Origin of the sequence: Pseudomonas sp. Sample_21 (assembly GCF_004307525.1) — a bacterium.
Taxonomy (GTDB): domain Bacteria; phylum Pseudomonadota; class Gammaproteobacteria; order Pseudomonadales; family Pseudomonadaceae; genus Aquipseudomonas; species Aquipseudomonas atacamensis.
This window is the reverse complement of the sequence record NZ_RCNZ01000089.1, coordinates 108,832-130,815: the sequence shown is the minus strand read 5'-3', so window position 1 is coordinate 130,815 and position 21,984 is coordinate 108,832. Positions and strand designations below refer to the sequence as shown.

Sequence of the window (21,984 nt, the reverse complement as noted above, 5' to 3'; positions counted from 1 at the left end):
ACGTTTAAGAGGACGCAATCCCGTCCGGTCCAGCGGCGGTTCCGAAGGCACGTCAGGAGCGCTCGCGCGGGCTGGAAGCTGCGCTGTAGCGGGTCGAGAGGCCTGTTACGGTTCCGGGCGTCCGGGCGTGAGCCTGGCGGGAACGCCGGAGTATAACAGAGCAATCACTGCGCGCTGCTTTCCTGCTGCTCAACGGTTTTGCCGCCGGCCGTGGCCGGGCGCATTGGTGCGCCATCAACAGGTGCGGCACCATAGCGCGCGCTGAGCTCGGCGTAGGCCGGTTCGCGCTTGAAACGCTTGAGCTCGGCGCCGAAACGCTGCACCAGCAAGTCCATACCGGCATTGCGCCGAACCGCAAGAAACTGGCTCTGACGGCTGATAACCGTCGGGTTTTCCGTGATCAGATCGCGAATATTCAGCTCATCGAGCAAATGCTGACCGACGCGGCGATCGGTAATCAGCAGGTCAATCCGCCCGCGCACCAGTTTGCCGAAATTGGCTTCATGGGTCGGTGCCGGCTCACGAACAAACAGGTCCGACTGGCTGAAGTCAGGGCTGTACAGATAACCCGGCGAGGTGCCGATGGTCAGGCCTTTGAGTTGTTCGAGGGTGTTGAAAGGATGCGGCCGCTCATTGGCGTAGAACATCACGAATTCGACGTCGGACAAAGGTTCGCTGGGATAGAGCAGGGTGGCGTCGCGTTCGGCGCTGTGAAAGATGTCCAGCGCACCGTCGGCCTGGCCGGTCTCGAGCATCGACAGGCAGCGCTTCCACGGCAGGAACTGCCATTCCACTTCAATGCCCAGACGCTGGAACACGATGGCGGTGGTTTCGTAGTCAAGACCAAGGTTCTTGCCACCCTGTTCGTAGACGTACGGCGCCCACGGCTCGGTGACAATACGCAACTTCTCCCCCCGAGCGGCGACGCTCAGGCAAGTCAGAAGAATAACGCTCAGCAGTTGGGCAATAAGGGGCATGGCCTGAGGTTAGTACGCGAAACGCCTGATGAGAAGCTCTGGCATGCATGTTTCGCGCAGACCCCGGGCGCAATGGCCGTGATGGCCTTATTTGCTTGCGGTTTTCAGCAGGTGTTGGTGGACCTTGGCGTGGCGCGCACCCAAGATCCGCTTGACCAGGCCGCGACTGAACCAGTCCCTGAGCAAGTGCCTGCAAACCGGCTTGCCAATGCGTTGCTGCTGGTTTTCCAGCGCCTTGTCCCACCAGACCGCTGCACACGCCTGATCGAACTCGTTGGGATGTTCATAGCAGCCGTAAAGGATTTCGCGAATGAACTGACGCAGATGCGCCGGCAGCAGCAGCGTGACGAGCTTGTAGAACATCCGCTGCAGGCGCGGTGGTCGAGGCAGTTGCGGTGATACACGTCGGGTGTCGTCCAGTGCAGCCTCGCCGGTCGGGTTGTCGCCATGTTTGGCGACCCAGGCCTGAACCTTGGCCCTGAACAGGTGCTTGCGGCTCCAGTAATGGTGAATCAGATCCGGGCACTTGTTGACGTCGAGCGTGCGGTAGGCGGCCACTGACAGGCAGAACTCTTCGAGGGTGTAGGCGCCCTGTGCCGACGGGAACAGCTCATCAATCAAAGCGATGGAGCGGTCCAGCACGTGAGCGTCCTGCCGGTGCAAGCCGATGACGCCGGAGTTGAGCAGGCGCATGTGATCGTCAGTCAGGCCTTTGTCCAGCAGTGTGGCCGACAGCGTGCGGTAGAGCAGGCTCATCTTGTTGTCGCCATAGCGGGCGTAGTAGTCATTGCACAGCAGGGTGCCGGGCTGCACCCGCTCGAACAGTTTCAGCGGCGAGCAGTGGAAAAATGTATCGGTGTCGATCAACAGCGCCGTTTCATGCTCTTCAAGTACCGAGCGCAACGCGACATGTTTGATGCGGAAATGATAACCGTGGGGCTCGCTCCATTTCTGGCGCGTTTCGGCGTCCAGCGGGCGAATGCGTACGGGGAGATGCTCGTAGGGTTGCGGATTGTCGCTGAAGACCTGGATATCGATCGCGGCATCCGGTGTCTCGCGCAACCACGCCAGAGCACTGGCGATGCTGAAAACAGCTTCCTGATGGTAGGTCTCGGCACCGAAAACCAGATAGACCAGTTGAGGGCGTGTTTTTGTTTGCGCGCAGATCATCGACAACAATATTCCATTTGTGCTTTTCATTGAAAAGGCCCGGTGAGGGCCTTTTTTATCGCATGGATAACCTTCAGCGCGGCAGCTTCAGGTTGTTCCAGATGGCCAGGCTAGGTTCGGCCTGGTTCATCGAGTAGAAGTGCAGCCCCGGCGCGCCGCCCTGCAGCAGGCGTTCGCACATCTCGCTGACGACTTGTTCGCCAAAGCTTTGAATGCTTCGCGTGTCATCGCCGTAGGCTTCCAGTTGCTTGCGGATCCAGCGCGGAATTTCCGCACCGCAGGCATCGGAGAAGCGTGCGAGTTTGCTGTAGTTGGTAATCGGCATGATCCCCGGCACGATCGGCAGATCCACGCCCAGCGCCTGCAAACGGTCGACGAAGTAGAAGTAGCTGTCGGCGTTGAAGAAGTACTGGGTGATCGCGCTGTCGGCACCGGCCTTTGCCTTGCGCACGAAGTTGGCGAGATCGTCTTCGTAGTTGCGCGCTTGCGGATGCATCTCCGGGTAAGCGGCGACTTCGATGTGGAAATGATCGGCGGTTTCTTCACGAATGAATTCCACCAGTTCATTGGCGTGACGCAGCTCACCGCTGGTCATGCCCATACCGGACGGCAGGTCGCCACGCAGGGCGACGATGCGCTTGATGCCGGCAGCCTTGTATTCGTTCAGCAGGCCGCGCAGGTCGTCCTTGCTGTCACCGACGCACGACAGGTGCGGAGCGGCGGGTACTTTGACTTCGTTTTCCAGCTGCAACACGGTGTTGAGCGTGCGATCACGGGTCGAACCGCCAGCGCCGTAGGTGCAGGAAAAGAAATCAGGGTTGTAGGTGGCCAACTGACGGGCAGTGGCGAGCAGCTTTTCTTGCCCGGCATCGGTCTTGGTCGGGAAAAACTCGAAGCTGTAGCGACGGTCTTGGGACATGGTCATACCCTTGGAAACAAGTGCCTTCGAGGCGCTGCAATCCGGTGTGGGAGCGAGCCTGCTCGCGAAAGCGCTGGGTCAGACAACACGGATGTTGAATGATAAACCGCCTTCGCGAGCAAGCTCGCTCCCACAGGGAGAGCGAGCATTCAGCGCCTGTTAGTAGCGATAGGCGTGCGGCTTGAACGGGCCTTCGACGGTAACGCCGATGTAGTCAGCCTGTTGCTTGGTCAGTTGGGTGACCACGCCGCCGAAGCCGCGAACCATTTCCAGGGCCACTTCTTCGTCGAGTTTCTTCGGCAGTACTTCAACGGTCAGACGCTCGGCTTTCTGCGCTGGCGACAGGTCGGCATATTTCTGGCCGAACAGGAAGATCTGTGCCAGAACCTGGTTGGCGAACGAACCGTCCATGATGCGGCTCGGGTGACCGGTGGCGTTGCCCAGGTTCACCAGACGGCCTTCGGCCAGCAGGATCAGGTAGTCGTCGTTCTGTGGATCGAAGCTGCCAGCGCCGGTGCGGTGAACCTTGTGCACCTGTGGCTTCACTTCTTCCCAAGCCCAGTTCTTGCGCATGAAAGCGGTGTCGATTTCGTTGTCGAAGTGACCGATGTTGCAGACAACGGCGCGCTTCTTCAGGGCTTTGAGCATGTTCGCGTCGCAAACATTGACGTTACCGGTGGTGGTCACGATCAGGTCGATCTTGCCCAGCAGCGCTTTGTCGATGCTCGCTTCGGAACCGTCGTTGATACCGTCGATGAATGGCGACACCAGTTCGAAACCGTCCATGCAGGCTTGCATGGCGCAGATCGGGTCAACTTCGGAGACTTTAACGATCATGCCTTCCTGACGCAGGGACTGGGCCGAGCCCTTGCCCACGTCACCGTAACCGATGACCAGCGCTTGCTTGCCGGACAGCAGGTGGTCGGTGCCGCGCTTGATCGCGTCGTTCAGGCTGTGACGGCAGCCGTACTTGTTGTCGTTCTTGGACTTGGTCACCGAGTCGTTGACGTTGATCGCCGGGATCTTCAGCTCGCCCTTGGCCAGCATGTCCAGCAGACGGTGTACGCCGGTGGTGGTTTCTTCGGTCACGCCGTGAACGCGATCAAGCACTTGCGGGTATTTCTTGTGCAGCAGCTCGGTCAGGTCGCCGCCGTCGTCGAGGATCATGTTGGCGTCCCATGGCTGGCCATCCTTGAGGATGGTCTGCTCCAGGCACCACTCGTACTCTTCTTCAGTCTCGCCTTTCCAGGCGAACACCGGGATACCGGCGGCAGCGATAGCGGCAGCGGCCTGATCCTGAGTGGAGAAAATGTTGCAGGACGACCAGCGTACTTCGGCACCCAGGGCAACCAGGGTTTCGATCAGCACGGCAGTCTGAATGGTCATGTGGATGCAGCCGAGGATTTTCGCGCCCTTGAGCGGCTGCTCGGCAGCGTATTTGCGGCGCAGACCCATCAGGGCAGGCATTTCCGATTCGGCGATGATGGTTTCGCGACGGCCCCAGGCAGCCAGGGACATGTCGGCAACTTTGTAATCGGTAAAATCGGCAGGCGTGTTGACAGCGCTCATGAAGAGCCTCCATTCGTAATGTATGCGAATGGGCGCCGTTGTGCGTTTAGTGTCCGGCGTGAGCCGGTCAACGCCCCATCCGAGCCTGACAGGTCGAACCTGCTGCAGCGCCCCTCGGACAGGTGGCGGGAAAACGGTAGCCAGTGAACGTTACCGTTTTTTGAAACGGGGGCGATTATAGCCGCCCGGGCTGATCTTCCAAAGGGTTTCTGTCGGCCAGATGAAGATCGCCAATGGCGACCATAGTCGCAGCTGCCTGGAGCCTGACTGAGCAGTCTGCCAAGATGGGCGCATCTTTCGGCAAGCGCTCAGGAGTGAACATGAATTTCCACACCCGCAAATGGGTTAAACCCGAAGACCTCAACCCCAACGGCACCCTGTTCGGCGGCAGCCTGCTGCGCTGGATCGATGAAGAAGCGGCGATCTACGCCATCGTGCAACTGGGCAACCAGCGTGTGGTGACCAAGTACATCTCGGAAATCAACTTCGTCAGCGCCTCGCGCCAGGGCGACATCATCGAACTGGGCATCACCGCCACCGAATTCGGCCGCACCTCGATCACCCTGACCTGCGAAGTGCGCAACAAGATCACCCGCAAGAGCATCCTGACCGTCGAGAAGATGGTGTTCGTCAACCTCGGCGAAGACGGCCTGCCGGCGCCGCACGGGCGGACCGAGATCAAATATGTGAAAGACCAGTTCAAGGATGACGAAGCTGTTCAATAAGATCGGCGGCGCATTCTTCGCGAGCAGGCTCGCTCCCACAGGTACAGCGTGATCCTTGTGGGAGCGAGCCTGCTCGCGAAAGCGGTTGCCAATTCAGCGGAGATTCGCCTGGCCACTGAACAGCCATGAAGCGCAACGGTCGTAGCTACATCGCCCCCCACCGGTTGCCACGCCATGACCACCCCCACCAGCGACAAGACCCCCGACCTCTCGGCCAAGGAGCAGCACGAAGTCGAAAAGAGCCAGCCGCCGCGCGCGGCCGTTCTGCATGAAATCATCCGCACTCAGGGCGACCAGGAACTGGAGCGCAGCATTGCCGCGCTGTGGTGGTCGGCGCTGGCGGCAGGATTGACCATGGGCCTGTCGCTGATGGGCATGGGATTGCTCAATTCGCGCCTGCCCGATGGCGACGAATTCAAGGTGATCGCCAGTTTCGGCTACTGCGCCGGTTTCCTCGCGGTCATCCTCGCGCGCCAGCAACTGTTTACCGAAAACACCCTGACCGCCGTGCTGCCGGTGATGACCAGGCCGACGCTGAAGAATTTCCTGCGCCTGATCCGTCTGTGGACAGTGGTATTGGTCGGCAACCTCTGCGGGACGATTCTGGTGGCGTACGTGATGCTGGAACTGCCGATTTTCGACAGCAAGACCGACGTCGCCTTCCTCGAGATCGGCCGCAAGGTCATGGAACACAGCGCCAGTCAGATGTTCGCCAAGGGCATCGTCTCCGGCTGGATGATCGCCACCATGGTCTGGATGATCCCGTCCATGGAGAGCGCGAAGATGTGGATCATCATCCTCATCACCTACTTCATGGCGCTGGGCGACTTCACCCACATCGTCGTCGGATCGGCGGAAGTGTCGTATCTGGTGTTTGCCGGCGAGTTGCCGTGGAGTGATTTCTGGGCGGTGTTCGCCGGGCCGACGCTGGCGGGGAACATCATTGGCGGCAGCTTTATCTTCGCGCTGATCAGCCATGCGCAGATTCGCAGCGAAAGCGGTGCCCCGAAGGAGTCTGCGGATCAGGCTGTTAAGCCCGATCCGCAGTCGATCAAGAAATGATCAGTGGTGGGCTGGCTCAGGCACGCTGGCCGGCTCGTTGCGCGTCGCGTGCTTGACCAGTTTGCCGATGGTCAGGCCCTGCAGCAGGATCGACGACAGCACGACGATGTAGGTGATGCTCAGCAGCAGATCGCGCTCCGGGCCCAGCGGCAGGGCCAGGGCCAGTGCCACCGAAACACCGCCGCGCAAACCGCCCCAAGTGAGGATGCGGATGGTGCCGGCCGGCACCGAGCGCCAGCGGCGCAGCAAAAGGATCGCTGGCGCCACGGTAAGCAGGCGCGACAGCAGGATCGCCACCGCCAGCAGGCCTGCGGCGGCCATGTGCAGCCAGTTGAACGGCAGCAGCAACAGTTCCATGCCGATCAGCGCAAACAGCAGCGCGTTGAGCATGTCATCGAGCAATTCCCAGAAGCCGTCCAGATAACGCCGGGTCATGTCGTTCATCGCCAGATTGCGCCCCAGGTTGCCGATGATCAGACCGGCCACCACCATCGCAATCGGCGCCGAGACGTGCAGTTCGGTGGACATCGCCGAACCGCCGATCACCAGGGCCAGGGTCAGCATCACGGTGATCTGATGCTGCTCGACGCTTTTGATCATCCGATAGACCAGATAACCGATCAGCCCGCCGAACAACACACCGCCAATGGCCTCATGGACGAAGAGCATGGCCGTGGCGCTGACGGTCGGGGTTTCGCCCAGTTGCGCGATGCCCAGCAGCACGGTGAAGACCACCACCGCCGTGCCGTCGTTGAACAGTGATTCGCCGACGATGGTGGTTTTCAGTGGCTTCGAAGCGTTGGCGGTACGCAACACGCCGAGCACGGCAATCGGGTCGGTCGGTGAGATCAGCGCGCCGAACAACAGGCAGTAGAGGAAACTCACGTGCCAGCCGAACAGGGCAAAAATGTAGAAGGCCAAGCTGCCGATCACCACGGTGGCGATCAACACGCCGAAGGTGGCCAGCAGGCCGATCGGCCAGCGGTAGCTGCGCAAGTCATTGAGGTTGACGTGCAGGGCGCCGGCGAACAGCAGGAACGAGAGCATCCAGTTCATCAGCAGATCGCCGAAATCGATCTGGCCGATCAGTTGCTGCACGCGGTCTTCGAGGCCGGGAAAGCCGAGGACGCTGAGGCCTTGCAGGAGCAGTGAGAACAGCAGGGCGGTAACCATCACGCCGATGGTCGGCGGCAGGCCGATAAAGCGGAAATTGACGAAGGTCAGGAGGGTGGTGAGGCAGATGAAAGCGGCGACGAGTTCAAGCATCCGGGGTCCTTTGGATGGAGAGTGAATGGAGCGCGACCGGAGGTTGGACGCAGGGGTTTGATGGGCAAACAGCGACATGGGACACACCACAGTTCATTGTGGCGAGGGGATTTATCCCCGCTCGGCGGCGAAGCCGTCGCAATCGGGCTTATCGATAATTCCTGACAAAACCCGATCGAAGGTTTTGGGGCTGCTGCGCAGCCCAACGGGGATAAATCCCCTCGCCACAGGTGGTTAGTCGCAGAGGTCTCAGCCAGTCACATTGACCGCACTCGCCCGCCGACGTTGCAGGTAAATGAACAACAGCGCCGTCAGCACCGTCAGCACGCCGACCAGCGCCCCGGTCCACGGCAGGTCCGCCAGATCCGCGCCGCTGGCAACCACCAGTCCGCCGATCCAGGCGCCTGCGGCATTGCCAAGGTTGAACGCGCTCTGGTTCAGCGTCGAACCCAGATTCGGCGCTTCATGCGCCTGATCGATGATCAGCAACTGCAGAATCGGGCACAGCGCAAAAGCGAAAATTCCCCACAGCACCAGAGTGATCGCCGCCGGAATCACCGAACGGCTGGTCTGGCTGAACGCCGCGAGAATCACCACGACTGCCAGCGCAACGCCGACCAGTGACGGCAGCAAGCGGCTATCGGCCAGACGACCGCCGAGCATGCTGCCCGCTGTCAGGCCGACGCCGAACAACAGCAGCATCACCGTCACGCCGTGGGGGCTGACGCCAGTGATGTCTTGCAGGATCGGTGCGATATAGGTGAACACGCTGAACAGGCTGGTCGAGGCCAGCACGCTCATGCCCAGCGCCAGCAGCACGTTGGCCTTGCCCAGCACTTTGAATTCGCTGGCGAGGTTGGCTTTGTCCATTGCGATGTGTTTTGGCAGCCACAACCACTGCGCCAGCGCCGCAACAATGCCGATCACCGACACCGCCCAGAAGGTCGAGCGCCAGCCAGCGTATTGGCCAAGCGCTGTGCCGAGTGGCACGCCGAGCACGTTGGCCAGGGTCAGGCCGGTGAACATCATGGCAATGGCTTGCGCGCGTTTGTTCGGCGCCACCAGGCCGGCGGCAACCACCGAGCCAATGCCGAAAAACGCCCCATGACACAGCGCCGTGACCACCCGCGCCGCCATCAGCGTCGCGTAGTTGGGTGCCAGCGCGCAGAGCACGTTGCCGAGGATGAACATCAGCGTCATGCCCAGCAATGTCGCTTTGCGCGGCATATTGGCGGTGCCGATCGCCAGGATCGGTGCGCCGAACACCACGCCCAGGGCGTAACCGGTGATCAGCAGCCCGGCGTGAGGAATGCTCACCGCCAGATCGCGGGCGACGTCGGGCAGCAGGCCCATGATGACGAATTCGGTAGTGCCGATGCCGAACGCGGCAACGGCGAGTGCAAGCAAAGCGAGGGGCATGCGCAAGGTCTCTGTCGGTAGTCTTGACGCTTTGATCAGGCATACGCGTGCCAGCGACCGTTTTCGAAGAAAGCGGAGCAGGCAGCTTTTATTGGAATTTTTTGGTGTGCAGCTGAGTACGGCGTGGTGGGTTGCAGTATAAACAGCTGCTGACACATGACGAATCAATAATCTGACTAATCGACGGCGCGCTGGAAGTGCCTTGTTATATCCAGCTGAAAGAACCTTTCTGCCGGGCGCGGCTCTTAGCCTGTGGGCAGGTGCTGATCGGCATGCTGGTGATGAATTTCTGATCGCTCGCCAATTTCTCCAATCGAAAAAAGGACGACGTTATGACAGTGGCTCTGTGGTGTGTGTTGGTCGCGATTTTCCTGCCGTACGTATGCACGATCGTGGCGAAGGCCACCGGCGGTTTCCGCCTCAAGGACAATTATGATCCACGGGACTTTCTCGACAGCGTCGATGGCGTCGCCCGTCGCGCCCACGCCGCGCAACTGAACAGCTTTGAAGTAACGCCTGCGTTTGCCGCTGCGGTGATCGTTGCGCACCTGGTCGGCACTGCGCAGCTGGTGACGGTCAATGTGCTGGCCGTGCTGTTTATCACCAGTCGCCTGCTGTACATCATCTGCTACCTGGCTGACTGGGCTGCACTGCGTTCGGTGGTGTGGTTTATCGGGATGGGGCTGATTGCTTCGTTCTTCTTTGTGTCGATCTGATTATCGGCTATTGCTGCCGGCCTCTTCGCGAGCAGGCTCGCTCCCACATGGAAATGCATTTCAGATGTGGGAGCGAGCGTGCTCGCGAAAGCGATGGATCAGACTACGAAGAACCTAAGACTTTTGCTTCGGTGTATCCGCCACCTGCGGCACTTGCGGCAACTCTTGTCCTTTAGGCCAGAGCATCCAGATCTGCCCCTGCTGCTTCATGTCCCCGGCCAGTTGCCCGGCCGCATCACCCGTGCCCCAGAACAGATCCGCGCGCACCTCACCGGCAATCGCGCCGCCGGTATCCTGCGCCGCGACCGGGCGCACCAGTGGGGTGCCATCCGGTTTGGTGGTCGACAGCCATAACAGACTGCCCAACGGAATCACCTTGCGATCCACCGCCGCGCTGTAGCCGGCGGTCAGCGGCACGTTCAGCGAGCCGCGTGGGCCTTCGTTGCTGTCCGGGTTGCGGGTGAAGAACACGTAGCTGGGGTTGCTGGCGAGCAGTTCCGGAATGCGCGTGGGGTTGGCCTTGGCCCAGTTGCTGATCGCGCTCATGGTCACGTCTTCTTTCTTCAGCTCGCCTTGCTCGACCAGCCAGCGACCGATCGGCCGGTACGGGTGGCCGTTCTGATCGGCGTAGGCGATGCGCAACTGTTTGCCGTCCTCGGTCTGGATCCGGCCCGAGCCCTGGATCTGTAGAAATTGCAGATTCATCGGGTCAGTCAGATAGGCGACCACTGGCGCTTTCACGCCTTTGGATTCAATGGTCGCCGCGTCGTCGTAAGGCTTGAGCACGCGACCTTCGAGGCGACCGCGCAGGCGCTTGCCCTTCAATTCCGGGTAAATGCTGTCGAGCGAGACGATGATCATGTCTTCCGGCACACCGTACACCGGCACGTTCGCCGTTGCGGTGGGCGTCAGGCTGCCGGGGTACACCGGTTCGTAGTAGCCAGTGATCAGACCATTGGGGTTGTCATTCTCGGCGCGCAGGCCGTAGACATCGAGATTCTGCTTGAGGAATGCACGAATCTCGGCGGCGCTTTGCGGCACATTCACCGCCGCAGCGCAGGTCGGCCCCCAGACTGTGTCGGCTTTGAGTCGTGTGCAGGCGCTGCGCCACGAGCCGAAACCGGCGACCAGATCGCTATCGGATACCGCTGGCAAGGCTTCCCATGCCGCGCTGGAATAGGTAGCCAGCGCATGGGTTTTTGGTTTGGCGCTGTCGCCGCCTGTGCAACCGGCGAGGATGGCGAGCAGTGGAAGGGTGACGATAAGCGGGTGACGCCAGGCCGTGAAGCGGCTGTTCATGGAGTGATTCCTGTGCCGGTTGGTCGAGTGCTCCATGCGCTCGACCAACCCGTATTTTTAATAGGGCTATTGGTGTTTGGCGGTGAGCCGAGGATACTGGCCGCCGATTTCCGCGACCTGAAGCCACCATGACTCTGAAACCCATTGCTGTTGTATTGCTGGCCTGCCTGACCTTGTCCGCCTGTGGCGGTGTCGACCCGAATTCGCCGCTGGGTCAACGCAAGGCCATCTTCAAGCAGATGCTCAAGACCAGCGAAGACCTCGGCGGCATGTTGCGTGGGCGCATCGCCTTCGACGGGCCGAAATTCGCCGAGGGCGCGGTCAGACTTGATGAGTTGGCCCATGAGCCGTGGAAGCATTTTCCGCAGGTGCGCGAGGAAGATCACACCAGCGCCAAAGATGATGTCTGGCAGAAACAGGCGCGTTTTCAGGAACTGGCCCGCGCCCTCGAGACAGCCACCGGTGAATTGGTGGTCGCCAGTCAGGTTCAGCCGTACAAGGCCAGCAATCTTGGGCCGGCAGTGCAGAAAGTTGAAGATGCCTGCAGTGCTTGCCATAAAGAGTTTCGCGATCATTGATTCCTGAGGCTGCTGAGTACGTTGTGGCGAGTGAGTACCTTGTGGCGAGGGGATTTATCCCCGATGGGCTGCGAAGCAGCCCCAAAACCATACAGCCGAGTTTTTTCAGTCGGACCCGACCAGCCGAATTTGCGACCGCTTCGCCGTCGGACGGGGATAAATCCCCTCCCCAAAGGGCTTCGGTTACTTATCGATCTCGTCCAGCGCTTCCTGCAGTTCCTTGCGCGACTCGGCGAGCTTTTCCTTGCGCTTGTTGATCTTCTCCGGATCGCCCTTCTTCATGGCCTTGTCGAGGTCCGCCTGACGCTGGCTCACCTCATGCTTGGCCTCAAGCACTTTGTTCTCACGTTCTTTTTTCAGCCCGGCGTCGGTGCAGTGTTCATTGACTTCACGCAGTGCGGTTTCCAGGCCTGCCTGCTGCTCCATGTTGCCGCGCGACTTGGCCTGTTCGATCTGATTGATGATGCCCTGCTTCTTGGCAGCGCAACCGGTCAGGCCCGGGCCGTCTTCTTCGGCCATGACCGGAGCGGCCATGACGCCGCAAAGAGTAAGCAGGGCGAGCGGTGCGAGAAATTTCATAAAAGCTCCATGTGCAAAGGCAATCGGGGTGGGAGGGCACTGCGCTGTTGGAGCGTCTGGCCGGCCGTTGGGTTCCCGCCGGGCGGGGATTGCAGGTTCAGAAGCCGTCGATTCCGGCGGCTTTCAGGGTTTCACTCAAAGCCAGTACCTGCGGGTCGCGAAAGAATGCGCTCAGTTGCGCCGCGCGTCCCGGGCCGATGCCGGCTTCTGCCTGCCATTGTTCAGTGTCGCGTTGTGCCAGGGCCTGCCACGAATCGTCCAGTTGTGCCTGTCCGGTCGGCGGCATGCCCAGCGCTTTCAACCATCGAGCGAACGGCTGTTGCCGCGCGCCCTCAAAACTCTGGATCAAACGTGCGCTGCTGCGCTCGCCGAGGCCGGCAATGTTAGCAAGCTCTGACGCATCGAGGGTCAGCCAATCCAGCAGGTGTTTCAGACGGCCTGTTTCCAAAAGTTTCTCCCAGGTGCCGCGACCGACATGCTGCATGGCCAGGCCCTGCTTGCCACTGAGCCAGGTCAGACGCGCGAGAAACTGGCTTTCACACCCCGGCGTCGGCTGCCAGCAGCTCAGGGCGTGGTAATCGCCGGCATCGGGAATGCTGATGTCTGCCCGTTCGCTGGTGCGCAGCACGACACTGTCGAGGCGCGGAATGGTCAGCCCGGCCAGACTGATTGCCACCTGATCGCCGGGACGGATGTCGAGGGTTTGCCAGCGCTTGAGCGAGCTGACGCTGACCCGTTTGATCTCGCGGTCATCGAGTCTGACGGGCAGCAGTTCCAGCACCGGCGTGATCCGCCCGGTGCGGCCGATCTTGAAACTGACCTTGCGCACTTCGGCCAATGCCTGGGCGAACGGGTATTTCCAGGCGATCGCCCAATACGGCGCGCGAGCCTGCCAGCGTTCGGCAGGTGGCCGTTGGCTCTGACGCAGCACCACGCCGTCGCTGGCAAAGGGCAGTGGCGAGCGATACCAGTGTTCACGCCATTTTTGCGCGTCCTCGAATCGGTTGATGGGCTGTGTATAGGTTTCGGTTGCAGCGAATCCCAATGCCTGGAGTTCGGACAATCTCTCCGGCAGCCGCACAGGACCTTGCGGCCAGTCCCAGACAAACAGGCCGATCCCGGCGGCCTGTTCAACATCGAGTGTTTTACGTCCCATCATCCCGGCGATGGTGGCGCGGGCATTGACGCTGCCGGACTGTGATTGAACATGGGCGTTCAGGCGCCAATAGAGTTCGCCCTGTACCAGCAGATCCCGTGGCTGCCTCAACCGTTGCGGAATGGCTGCGATCCTGCGCGCGGAGGCGGTCCAGTCCTGGCCGTTGACCCCGTCACCGCGACTGATCGCCTGCTGCAATATTCCCTGGCGGTAGATCAGCGTGACAGCCACGCCGTCGACCTTGGGCTGCACCCAGACGTTCTGGCGATCGCGCAACCAGTGGGCGACGTCTTCGGCTTTGTGCAGCTTGTCCAGGCCGGTGTGGGCGATGGGGTGGGTGACCGGGCCGGACGCGGTGTGCAACGGCTGCGGGGATGAGGGTTGGTTGAAACAGGCTTGCCATTCTTTCAGCCGCAGCCGGGACTGGTCATAGAGTTCGTCGCTGATCAATGAGCGGCCTTCGCGGTGATAGGCGTCGTCCCATTGGTCGATCCGGTTTTGCAGGGCGGTGATTTCGCGTTGGGCTTGGGAAAGATCCCAGTTCGGGCAGTTGGCTTGGCTGACGAGGGTGATGAGTGCCAGCAGGAAGGCCAGCAACAGGCGCAGTGTGAAGAGCATTGTGAGCGTCCTTGCTCGGGGGGTGATGCTTGAAGGGTAGGTGAGGATCTGAAGAACGTTGCGCGGCTTTTTTGCGAACTGTTTCGGGGCAGGGGAATTGGTGTTGCCGGGGCGGGCGCCTTCGCGAGCAGGCTCGCTCCCGCAGGGATCTCAAAAATCTGTCAGGCATGAAAAAGCCCCGCACGGCGCGAACCGTGCGGGGCTTTCTTGCAGCCAGGGTATTACAGGCCAGCGGCGGAACGCAGGGCGTCGGCGCGGTCGGTTTTTTCCCAGGTGAACGTGGTGAAGCTGTCTTCGCCAACGGTCTTGGTCTGCGGCGCACGACCGAAGTGGCCGTAGGCTGCGGTTTCCTGGTACATCGGGTGCAGCAGGTCGAGCATGGTGGTGATTGCGTATGGACGCAGGTCGAACACTTCACGCACCAGTTTGATGATCTTGTCATCGCTGATCTTGCCGGTGCCGAAGGTGTTCAGCGAGATCGACGTAGGCTGGGCCACACCGATCGCGTAGGAAACCTGGATCTCGCAACGCTCGGCCAGGCCGGCCGCAACGATGTTCTTGGCCACGTAACGGCCAGCGTAGGCAGCCGAACGGTCAACCTTCGATGGATCCTTGCCGGAGAACGCGCCGCCGCCGTGACGGGCCATGCCGCCGTAGCTGTCGACGATGATCTTGCGACCGGTCAGACCGCAGTCACCTACCGGGCCGCCAATGATGAACTGGCCGGTCGGGTTGATGTGGAACTGGGTGTCCTTGCTCAGCAGTTCGGCAGGCAGTACGTGCTTGACGATCAACTCCATCACGCCTTCGCGCAGGTCTTTGTACGACACTTCCGGGTTGTGCTGGGTCGACAGCACCACAGCGTCGATGCCGACAACCTTGCCGCCTTCGTAACGGCAGGTCACTTGCGACTTGGCATCCGGACGCAGCCAAGGCAGCAGGCCCGACTTGCGTGCTTCAGCCTGACGCTGCACCAGTTGGTGCGAGAAGGTGATCGGCGCTGGCATCAGCACGTCGGTTTCGTTGCTGGCGTAGCCGAACATCAGGCCCTGGTCGCCGGCGCCCTGATCTTCAGGCTTGGCACGGTCGACGCCTTGGTTGATGTCAGGGGACTGCTTGCCGATGATGTTCATCACGCCGCAGGTGGCGCCGTCGAAGCCGACTTCGGAGCTGGTGTAGCCGATGTCGCAAATCACGTCACGAACGATCTGCTCCAGGTCGACCCAGGCGCTGGTGGTCACTTCACCGGCAACGATGGCCACGCCGGTCTTGACCAGGGTTTCCACGGCCACGCGAGCGTGTTTGTCCTGGGCAATAATGGCGTCCAGCACCGCATCGGAAATCTGGTCGGCGATTTTGTCCGGATGTCCTTCAGACACGGACTCGGAGGTGAAGAGGGAGTATTCGCTCATCTCGATGTTTTCCTGAATTTACCGATGGTGAGTGTCGCCAGCCGGTCGCTGAAAGTGGCGAACCTGGATCTGGAAACCATTACGTAAGCCTACATAGAGGCTTTCCCCGGGAACGAGTCCCGCAGCGGTGGCCCAACGGGCCAGATCGTCCTGTTCAAACCCCAACCAGAGATCACCGCAGGCCTCCCTGGCCCAACTCTGATTGTGGCTACATAACTCTGTCACGAGCAGGCTACCGCCCGGTTGCAGCAAATCGGCCATGTGCCTGAGCGCATCGGCCGGGGCGGCGAAATGGTGCAGGACCATGTTCAACACCACGCAATCGGCTTGAAGGCTTGTGCCGTTCAATGCATCGGCCAATTGCAGGCTGACGTTAGCCAGCTGTTCACGTTCACACACCTGACGCGCCAGTTCGAGCATCGCCGGGCTGTTGTCCAGCGCGGTTACGGTGCCGAAACGACGGGCCAGTTCCGGCAGAAAAGCACCATCGCCGGGGCCGACTTCAATGGCCGTGGCTGCACCATCGAAGTTCAGTTTGTCGAGCAGGGCCAGCACGCTGTCACGGTACTGCGGCAGGCCTGCGATCAAGTCCTGCTGGGCACGGAATTTTTCCGCGACCCGAGCGAAAAAGTCCCGGCTGGCGGCGGCACGCTGACCATGAACCTGCTCGATGCGTGCTTGCACTTCATCAGGCAGATCCAGATCGTCGACTTCTTCCAACAACGCCGCGTGCAGCTTGCCGCCGAGCAATCCACTGTGGGGCAGGGCGCGACGATAAAAAATTGCGTTGCCCTCACGGCGTGTCGCCACCAGGTCGGCTTGCGCCAGCACCTTGAGGTGATGGCTCATGCCCGACTGGCCGATGCCGAAAATCTGCGCCAGCTCCAGCACGCCAAACGAATCGTTGGCCAGCGCGCGCAATACATTCAGCCGCAGCGGATCGCCGCCGGCCTTGCACAGGGCCGCCAGCTCGTCGCAATCGTCATGGCGAATGGAAGGCACGCGTAAGTTCATAGGGCTGGCAGTCTAGAGACGGGGGCAAGGCACCGCAAGGCCAATATCAAAAAGTTTTGATATTGCTCGATAAATGGCACTTCTCGGCGGACGGCAGTCTCTACAAACGAATAGCGGAAAGGTTTCACCAAGCGAAACCTGTGCTATCGATTGGAAAAACGCCTGCCGATGACTATCTGTCATTGCCCCGAGGCGCATGGGTGAGGGAAAATGCCCTCCTTTTTTCCGTTTCAGTCTATTCACACCCAGGAGATCAGCGATGCCTAGCCGTCGTGAGCGTGCCAACGCCATTCGTGCCCTCAGCATGGATGCCGTGCAAAAAGCCAACAGCGGCCATCCCGGTGCCCCTATGGGTATGGCAGATATTGCCGAAGTGCTGTGGCGCGACTACCTCAAGCACAACCCGAGCAACCCGTCGTTCGCCGACCGTGACCGCTTCGTGCTGTCCAACGGCCACGGCTCGATGTTGATCTACTCGCTGCTGCACCTGACCGGCTACGACCTGTCCATCGACGACCTCAAGCAGTTCCGTCAACTGCACAGCCGCACTCCAGGCCACCCGGAATTCGGTTACACCCCGGGCGTCGAAACCACCACCGGCCCGCTGGGTCAGGGTCTGGCCAACGCCGTCGGTTTCGCTCTGGCTGAAAAAGTCATGGGCGCGCAGTTCAACCGTCCCGGCCACAACATCGTTGACCACCACACCTACGTGTTCCTCGGTGATGGCTGCATGATGGAAGGCATTTCCCACGAAGTCGCCTCCCTGGCCGGCACACTGGGCCTGGGCAAGCTGATTGCCTTCTACGATGACAACGGCATTTCCATCGACGGTGAAGTCGAAGGCTGGTTCACCGATGACACGCCGAAGCGTTTCGAAGCCTACAACTGGCAGGTGATCCGCAACGTCGACGGCCACGATCCGGAAGAGATCAAGACCGCCATCGAAACCGCGCGCAAGAGCGCCCAGCCGACGCTGATCTGCTGCAAGACCACCATCGGTTTCGGTTCGCCGAACAAGCAGGGCAAGGAAGATTGCCACGGCGCCCCATTGGGTGACGCAGAAATCGCCCTGACCCGTCAGGCGCTGAACTGGAACCACGGCCCGTTCGAAATCCCGGCCGAGATCTATGCCGAGTGGGACGCCAAAGAAGCTGGTCGCGCGGTTGAAGCCGAGTGGGATCAGCGTTTCGCCGCTTACTCCGCTGCATTCCCGACTGAAGCCAACGAGCTGATCCGTCGTCTGAGCGGCGAACTGCCGGCCGACTTCTCGGAAAAAGCCTCGGCCTACATCGCCGAAGTCGCGGCCAAGGGCGAAACCATCGCCAGCCGCAAAGCCAGCCAGAACACCCTCAACGCCTTCGGCCCGCTGCTGCCGGAAATGCTCGGCGGTTCGGCTGACCTCGCCGGCTCCAACCTGACCCTGTGGAAAGGCTGCAAAGGCGTCAGCGCTGAAGATGCCAGCGGCAACTACATGTACTACGGCGTGCGCGAGTTCGGCATGACCGCGATCATGAACGGCGTCGCCCTGCACGGCGGTCTGGTGCCTTACGGCGCGACCTTCCTGATGTTCATGGAATACGCACGCAACGCCGTACGTATGTCGGCTTTGATGAAGAAGCGCGTGATTCACGTGTACACCCACGACTCTATCGGTCTGGGCGAAGACGGCCCGACGCACCAGCCGATCGAGCAATTGACCAGCCTGCGCAGCACGCCGAACCTCGACACCTGGCGTCCAGCCGATGCCGTGGAATCGGCAGTGGCCTGGAAAAACGCGCTGGAGCGCAAGGACGGCCCTTCGGCGCTGATCTTCTCGCGGCAGAATCTGCAACATCAGGAACGCGACGCTGGCCAGATTGCCAACATCAGCCGTGGCGGTTATGTGCTCAAGGATTGCGCAGGCGAGCCTGAGCTGATCCTGATCGCCACCGGTTCGGAAGTCGGTCTGGCCGTACAGGCCTTCGATAAACTGACCGAGCAGGGCCGCAAGGTTCGCGTGGTTTCGATGCCTTGCACCAGCGCGTTTGATGCTCAGGATGCGGAGTACAAGCAATCGGTTCTGCCGTTGCAGGTCAGCGCACGTATCGCCATCGAAGCGGCCCACGCCGATTTCTGGTTCAAGTACGTGGGTCTGGAAGGTCGCGTTATCGGCATGACCACCTACGGTGAGTCGGCGCCGGCTTCGGCATTGTTCGAAGAGTTCGGTTTTACCCTGGAAAACATCTTGGGTCAGGCTGAAGAGCTGCTGGAAGACTAAATCTGACAGTTGTGTTGTCCGGGCTGACGCCTTCGCGAGCAGGCTCGCTCCCACAGGGAAATGCATTCCAATGTGGGAGCGAGCCTGCTCGCGAAAGCGTTGGTTCAGGCAATATCGCACTGCATGATTCACCACGGTAATCGAGAACCCCATGCCTCAACCGCGTCCCTACAAAGTTGCACTCAACGGCTACGGCCGCATTGGTCGTTGCGTCTTGCGGGCGTTGTTCGAGCGCGGCGCGAAGGCCGGGTTTGAAATTGTCGCGATCAACGATCTGGCCGACATGGCCAGCATCGAATACCTGACACGCTTCGACTCCACCCACGGCCGCTTTCCCGGCGAAGTGCGGGTTGAGGGCGATTGTCTGCATATCAATGGCGACTGCGTGAAGGTCCTGCGCAGTGCCACCCCTGAAGGTATCGATTGGGCGTCGCTAGGCGTCGATCTGGTGCTGGAATGCTCCGGCGCTTACCACACCCGTGCCGATGGCCAACGATTTCTCGATGCCGGCGCGCCGCGCGTGCTGTTCTCGCAGCCGATGGCCAGCGAAGCGGATGTCGACGCCACCATCGTCTACGGCGTCAATCAGGACTGCCTGACCGGCGATGAACTGCTGGTGTCCAACGCCTCGTGCACCACCAACTGCGGCGTGCCGCTGCTGCGTCTGCTCGATCAGGCGATCGGTCTGGATTACGTGTCGATCACCACCATTCACTCGGCAATGAACGATCAGCCGGTGATCGACGCCTATCATGACGAAGACCTGCGCCGCACGCGTTCGGCGTTCCAGTCGGTGATCCCGGTGTCCACTGGTCTGGCGCGTGGTATCGAGCGCCTGCTGCCGGAACTTGCCGGACGAATTCAGGCCAAAGCCGTGCGCGTGCCGACAGTCAACGTGTCCTGCCTCGACATCACGATGCAGACCGCCACCGCGACTGACGCCAATGAGGTCAACCGGATCCTGCGCGAAGCCGCCACCAGCGGCCCGCTCAAAGGCCTTTTGGCCTACACCGAGTTGCCGCACGCCAGCTGTGATTTCAACCATGACCCACATTCGGCCATCGTCGATGCCAGTCAGACCCGTGTTTCCGGCCCCAAACTGGTGAACATCCTGGCCTGGTTCGACAACGAATGGGGTTTTGCCAACCGAATGCTGGACGTTGCAGACCACTATCTGCAAACAGCAACTTCAAAAAAACCGTAGGAAGTGCGACCCATGACCGTGTTGAAGATGTCCGACCTCGATCTGCAAGGTAAGCGCGTATTGATCCGCGAAGACCTCAACGTCCCCGTCAAGGACGGTGTTGTCACCAGCGACGCGCGCATCCTGGCTTCGCTGCCGACCATCAAGCTGGCCCTGGAAAAAGGCGCGGCAGTGATGGTCTGCTCGCACCTGGGCCGTCCTACCGAAGGCGAGTTCTCCGCCGAAAACAGCCTGAAACCTGTCGCCGACTATCTGAGCAAAGCGCTCGGGCGCGAAGTGCCGCTGGTGGCTGATTACCTCGGTGGTGTTGAAGTCAAGGCTGGCGACATCGTGCTGTTCGAAAACGTGCGCTTCAACAAGGGCGAGAAAAAGAACGCCGACGATCTGGCCCAGCAATACGCGGCCCTGTGCGACGTGTTCGTGATGGACGCTTTCGGTACTGCTCACCGCGCCGAAGGTTCGACCCATGGCGTCGCCAAGTTCGCCAAAGTCGCCGCTGCCGGCCCGTTGCTGGCCGCTGAACTGGACGCACTGGGCAAAGCCCTGGGCTCACCGGCCAAGCCAATGGCGGCCATTGTTGCCGGCTCCAAGGTCTCGACCAAACTCGACGTACTCAACAGCCTGAGCCAGATCTGCGATCAACTGATCGTCGGTGGCGGCATCGCCAACACCTTCCTCGCTGCCGCCGGTCACCCGGTCGGCAAATCGCTGTACGAACCGGACCTGCTCGACACCGCCCGTGAAATCGCGGCGAAAGTCAGCGTGCCGTTGCCGGTTGACGTCGTGGTCGCCAAGGAATTTGCCGAAAGCGCTGAAGCGACTGTGAAGCTGATCGCTGATGTTGCGGCTGACGACATGATTCTCGACATCGGCCCGCAAACCGCGGCCAATTTCGCCGAGCTGCTGAAATCGTCGAAAACCATTCTGTGGAACGGCCCGGTCGGCGTGTTCGAGTTCGATCAGTTCGGCAACGGCACCAAAGTGCTGGCCCAGGCCATCGCCGAGAGCTCGGCATTCTCCATCGCGGGCGGTGGCGACACCTTGGCGGCGATCGATAAATATGGCGTGGCTGAGCAGATCTCCTACATTTCCACCGGCGGTGGCGCGTTCCTCGAATTCGTCGAGGGCAAGGTGCTGCCTGCCGTTGAAGTCCTGGAAAGCCGGGCCAAGGCCTGAGGCTGCCCGTTTGGCCAGGCAAAGGAGTGTTCACATGGTCAAGTCGTTAGCGCTGTTGTTGCTGACCGGTACGCTGGCGGCCTGCGGGAGCACCCCGAAGGCTGACGCGACGCCAGCACCGAGCGAACCGCAGAAGGGCTGTTATCAAGCCGACTGGCAGGCCGAAACCAACCCGGTGCTGAACAAGCGCTCGGGTCCGGACGGCCTGGACAAATACGAGACGCAAACCCCGGTCAAGGAACATGGTTGTCCTTGACGGGTCTGACTCTTTAACTCAGGGCTGGCGGCGTGCGTCGTCAGTCGAGGAACACGGATGAAAGGCTTGATCGCCGTTGCGGCGTTGGCATTGTTGGGTGGTTGCGCGCAGTTGAACCTGTTTCAGTCGTCGGCCCCGGCAGACGACTGGACGACCTGGACCTGCGACAGCCAGGCCAAGGTGTTGTGGCGTTACGCCGATGCCGGCCAGAAGGAAGTCGACGTTCGCCTCGGCGGCGGTGATCAGGTCTATCGCCTGAAAGAAGAGCCGGGCGCCTCGGGCGCGCTGTACAGCGATGGCATGCTGGCGTTTCACGTCAAGGGTGACGAAGGCCTGGTGTACTGGGTCGCCACCAATGACCTGATTGGCCGTGGTTGCAAGGCCGAGTAACACGATTGAATTGGTGTACAGAGATCCAAATGTGGGAGCGAGCCTGCTCGCGAAAGCAATCTTGCCGTCGATGATGCAGTGTCTGTCAGACCGCTTTCGCGAGCAGGCTCGCTCCCACAGGGATTCTCTGTTGTTCACACAGTTTTGGTAACACCGAATCACCAGACCGGGCCTCAACCCCCGATCTGCATTAACTTGAATAGCCGCCGCCGCTCCGGCAGG

General features: G+C 60.8%; 20 protein-coding genes and 1 riboswitch. Of the genes, 9 read left to right on the top strand and 11 right to left on the bottom strand.

Translation table 11 applies throughout. The features are described from left to right. Nucleotides 1-164 precede the first annotated feature (164 nt). From D8U71_RS17295 to ahcY, 4 genes are all read right to left on the bottom strand, one after another. A complete protein-coding gene (locus tag D8U71_RS17295; protein ID WP_125925457.1) occupies nucleotides 165-977 on the bottom strand; it encodes a transporter substrate-binding domain-containing protein in 813 nt (270 codons plus the stop codon). A gap of 87 nt (nucleotides 978-1,064) precedes the next feature. After that, nucleotides 1,065-2,177 carry a hypothetical protein gene (locus tag D8U71_RS17290; RefSeq protein WP_241664237.1) on the bottom strand — a complete coding sequence of 371 codons (1,113 nt, stop codon included), beginning with the start codon at nucleotides 2,175-2,177 and terminating at the stop codon, nucleotides 1,065-1,067. A gap of 43 nt (nucleotides 2,178-2,220) precedes the next feature. Then, a complete protein-coding gene (gene metF, locus D8U71_RS17285; protein ID WP_016772770.1) occupies nucleotides 2,221-3,066 on the bottom strand; it encodes a methylenetetrahydrofolate reductase [NAD(P)H] in 846 nt (281 codons plus the stop codon). Nucleotides 3,067-3,225: 159 nt separating this feature from the next. Then, nucleotides 3,226-4,635, bottom strand: a complete 1,410-nt coding sequence (gene ahcY / locus D8U71_RS17280) for an adenosylhomocysteinase (RefSeq protein ID WP_016772771.1) — start codon at nucleotides 4,633-4,635, stop codon at nucleotides 3,226-3,228. 23 nt (nucleotides 4,636-4,658) lie between these two features. After that, nucleotides 4,659-4,757: riboswitch (S-adenosyl-L-homocysteine riboswitch) on the bottom strand. 198 nt (nucleotides 4,758-4,955) lie between these two features. On the opposite strand from ahcY, the gene D8U71_RS17275 reads away from it, so the two are divergent. Next, nucleotides 4,956-5,360: a hotdog domain-containing protein gene (locus D8U71_RS17275; RefSeq protein WP_016772772.1), complete on the top strand. Its 405-nt coding sequence runs from the start codon at nucleotides 4,956-4,958 to the stop codon at nucleotides 5,358-5,360. A gap of 174 nt (nucleotides 5,361-5,534) precedes the next feature. Then, nucleotides 5,535-6,422: a formate/nitrite transporter family protein gene (locus D8U71_RS17270; RefSeq protein ID WP_016772773.1), complete on the top strand. Its 888-nt coding sequence runs from the start codon at nucleotides 5,535-5,537 to the stop codon at nucleotides 6,420-6,422. Here the strand turns inward: D8U71_RS17270 and D8U71_RS17265 are convergent, their stop codons facing one another. Continuing rightward, complete coding sequence (locus D8U71_RS17265) at nucleotides 6,423-7,688, bottom strand: sodium:proton antiporter (protein WP_016772774.1); 1,266 nt, start codon at nucleotides 7,686-7,688, stop codon at nucleotides 6,423-6,425. It abuts the gene before it with no gap. A 249-nt stretch (nucleotides 7,689-7,937) separates the two neighbouring features. After that, entirely contained in the window at nucleotides 7,938-9,107 is a 1,170-nt protein-coding gene (locus D8U71_RS17260; protein ID WP_073471059.1) for an MFS transporter, read from the bottom strand. A gap of 332 nt (nucleotides 9,108-9,439) precedes the next feature. Between D8U71_RS17260 and D8U71_RS17255 the strand changes: the two genes are divergently transcribed. Then, complete coding sequence (locus D8U71_RS17255; RefSeq protein WP_122612379.1) at nucleotides 9,440-9,823, top strand: MAPEG family protein; 384 nt, start codon at nucleotides 9,440-9,442, stop codon at nucleotides 9,821-9,823. 114 nt (nucleotides 9,824-9,937) lie between these two features. Here the strand turns inward: D8U71_RS17255 and D8U71_RS17250 are convergent, their stop codons facing one another. Further along, nucleotides 9,938-11,122 (bottom strand): MltA domain-containing protein, encoded by a 1,185-nt coding sequence (locus D8U71_RS17250; RefSeq protein ID WP_130888287.1) that lies wholly within the window; start codon nucleotides 11,120-11,122, stop codon nucleotides 9,938-9,940. Between the two features lie 128 nt (nucleotides 11,123-11,250). Between D8U71_RS17250 and D8U71_RS17245 the strand changes: the two genes are divergently transcribed. After that, nucleotides 11,251-11,700, top strand: coding sequence for a cytochrome c (locus D8U71_RS17245; protein ID WP_125925460.1), 450 nt, complete (start codon nucleotides 11,251-11,253; stop codon nucleotides 11,698-11,700). A 183-nt stretch (nucleotides 11,701-11,883) separates the two neighbouring features. Here the strand turns inward: D8U71_RS17245 and D8U71_RS17240 are convergent, their stop codons facing one another. The 4 genes from D8U71_RS17240 to D8U71_RS17225 form a co-directional block, all read right to left on the bottom strand. Then, nucleotides 11,884-12,279, bottom strand: coding sequence for a DUF1090 domain-containing protein (locus tag D8U71_RS17240; RefSeq protein WP_016772779.1), 396 nt, complete (start codon nucleotides 12,277-12,279; stop codon nucleotides 11,884-11,886). A 97-nt stretch (nucleotides 12,280-12,376) separates the two neighbouring features. Continuing rightward, nucleotides 12,377-14,053, bottom strand: a complete 1,677-nt coding sequence (gene ligB, locus D8U71_RS17235) for an NAD-dependent DNA ligase LigB (RefSeq protein WP_130888286.1) — start codon at nucleotides 14,051-14,053, stop codon at nucleotides 12,377-12,379. Between the two features lie 221 nt (nucleotides 14,054-14,274). Continuing rightward, complete coding sequence (metK, locus tag D8U71_RS17230) at nucleotides 14,275-15,465, bottom strand: methionine adenosyltransferase (protein WP_024014624.1); 1,191 nt, start codon at nucleotides 15,463-15,465, stop codon at nucleotides 14,275-14,277. 18 nt (nucleotides 15,466-15,483) lie between these two features. Next, on the bottom strand, nucleotides 15,484-16,479 hold the full coding sequence (locus tag D8U71_RS17225) for a metalloregulator ArsR/SmtB family transcription factor (RefSeq protein ID WP_016772782.1): 996 nt from the start codon (nucleotides 16,477-16,479) through the stop codon (nucleotides 15,484-15,486). A 259-nt stretch (nucleotides 16,480-16,738) separates the two neighbouring features. Here D8U71_RS17225 and tkt point away from each other — a divergent pair, with 259 nt between their 5' ends. The 5 genes from tkt (at nucleotide 16,739) to D8U71_RS17195 (ending at nucleotide 21,762) form a co-directional block, all read left to right on the top strand. Next, complete coding sequence (gene tkt / locus D8U71_RS17220) at nucleotides 16,739-18,736, top strand: transketolase (RefSeq protein WP_024014622.1); 1,998 nt, start codon at nucleotides 16,739-16,741, stop codon at nucleotides 18,734-18,736. 151 nt (nucleotides 18,737-18,887) lie between these two features. Further along, a complete protein-coding gene (epd, locus tag D8U71_RS17210; protein WP_024014621.1) occupies nucleotides 18,888-19,940 on the top strand; it encodes an erythrose-4-phosphate dehydrogenase in 1,053 nt (350 codons plus the stop codon). 12 nt (nucleotides 19,941-19,952) lie between these two features. Then, nucleotides 19,953-21,116, top strand: coding sequence for a phosphoglycerate kinase (locus tag D8U71_RS17205; protein WP_024014620.1), 1,164 nt, complete (start codon nucleotides 19,953-19,955; stop codon nucleotides 21,114-21,116). Nucleotides 21,117-21,150: 34 nt separating this feature from the next. Continuing rightward, nucleotides 21,151-21,372 carry a hypothetical protein gene (locus D8U71_RS17200; protein ID WP_016772786.1) on the top strand — a complete coding sequence of 74 codons (222 nt, stop codon included), beginning with the start codon at nucleotides 21,151-21,153 and terminating at the stop codon, nucleotides 21,370-21,372. Nucleotides 21,373-21,429: 57 nt separating this feature from the next. After that, on the top strand, nucleotides 21,430-21,762 hold the full coding sequence (locus tag D8U71_RS17195; RefSeq protein ID WP_125925463.1) for an MliC family protein: 333 nt from the start codon (nucleotides 21,430-21,432) through the stop codon (nucleotides 21,760-21,762). Nucleotides 21,763-21,984 lie beyond the last annotated feature (222 nt).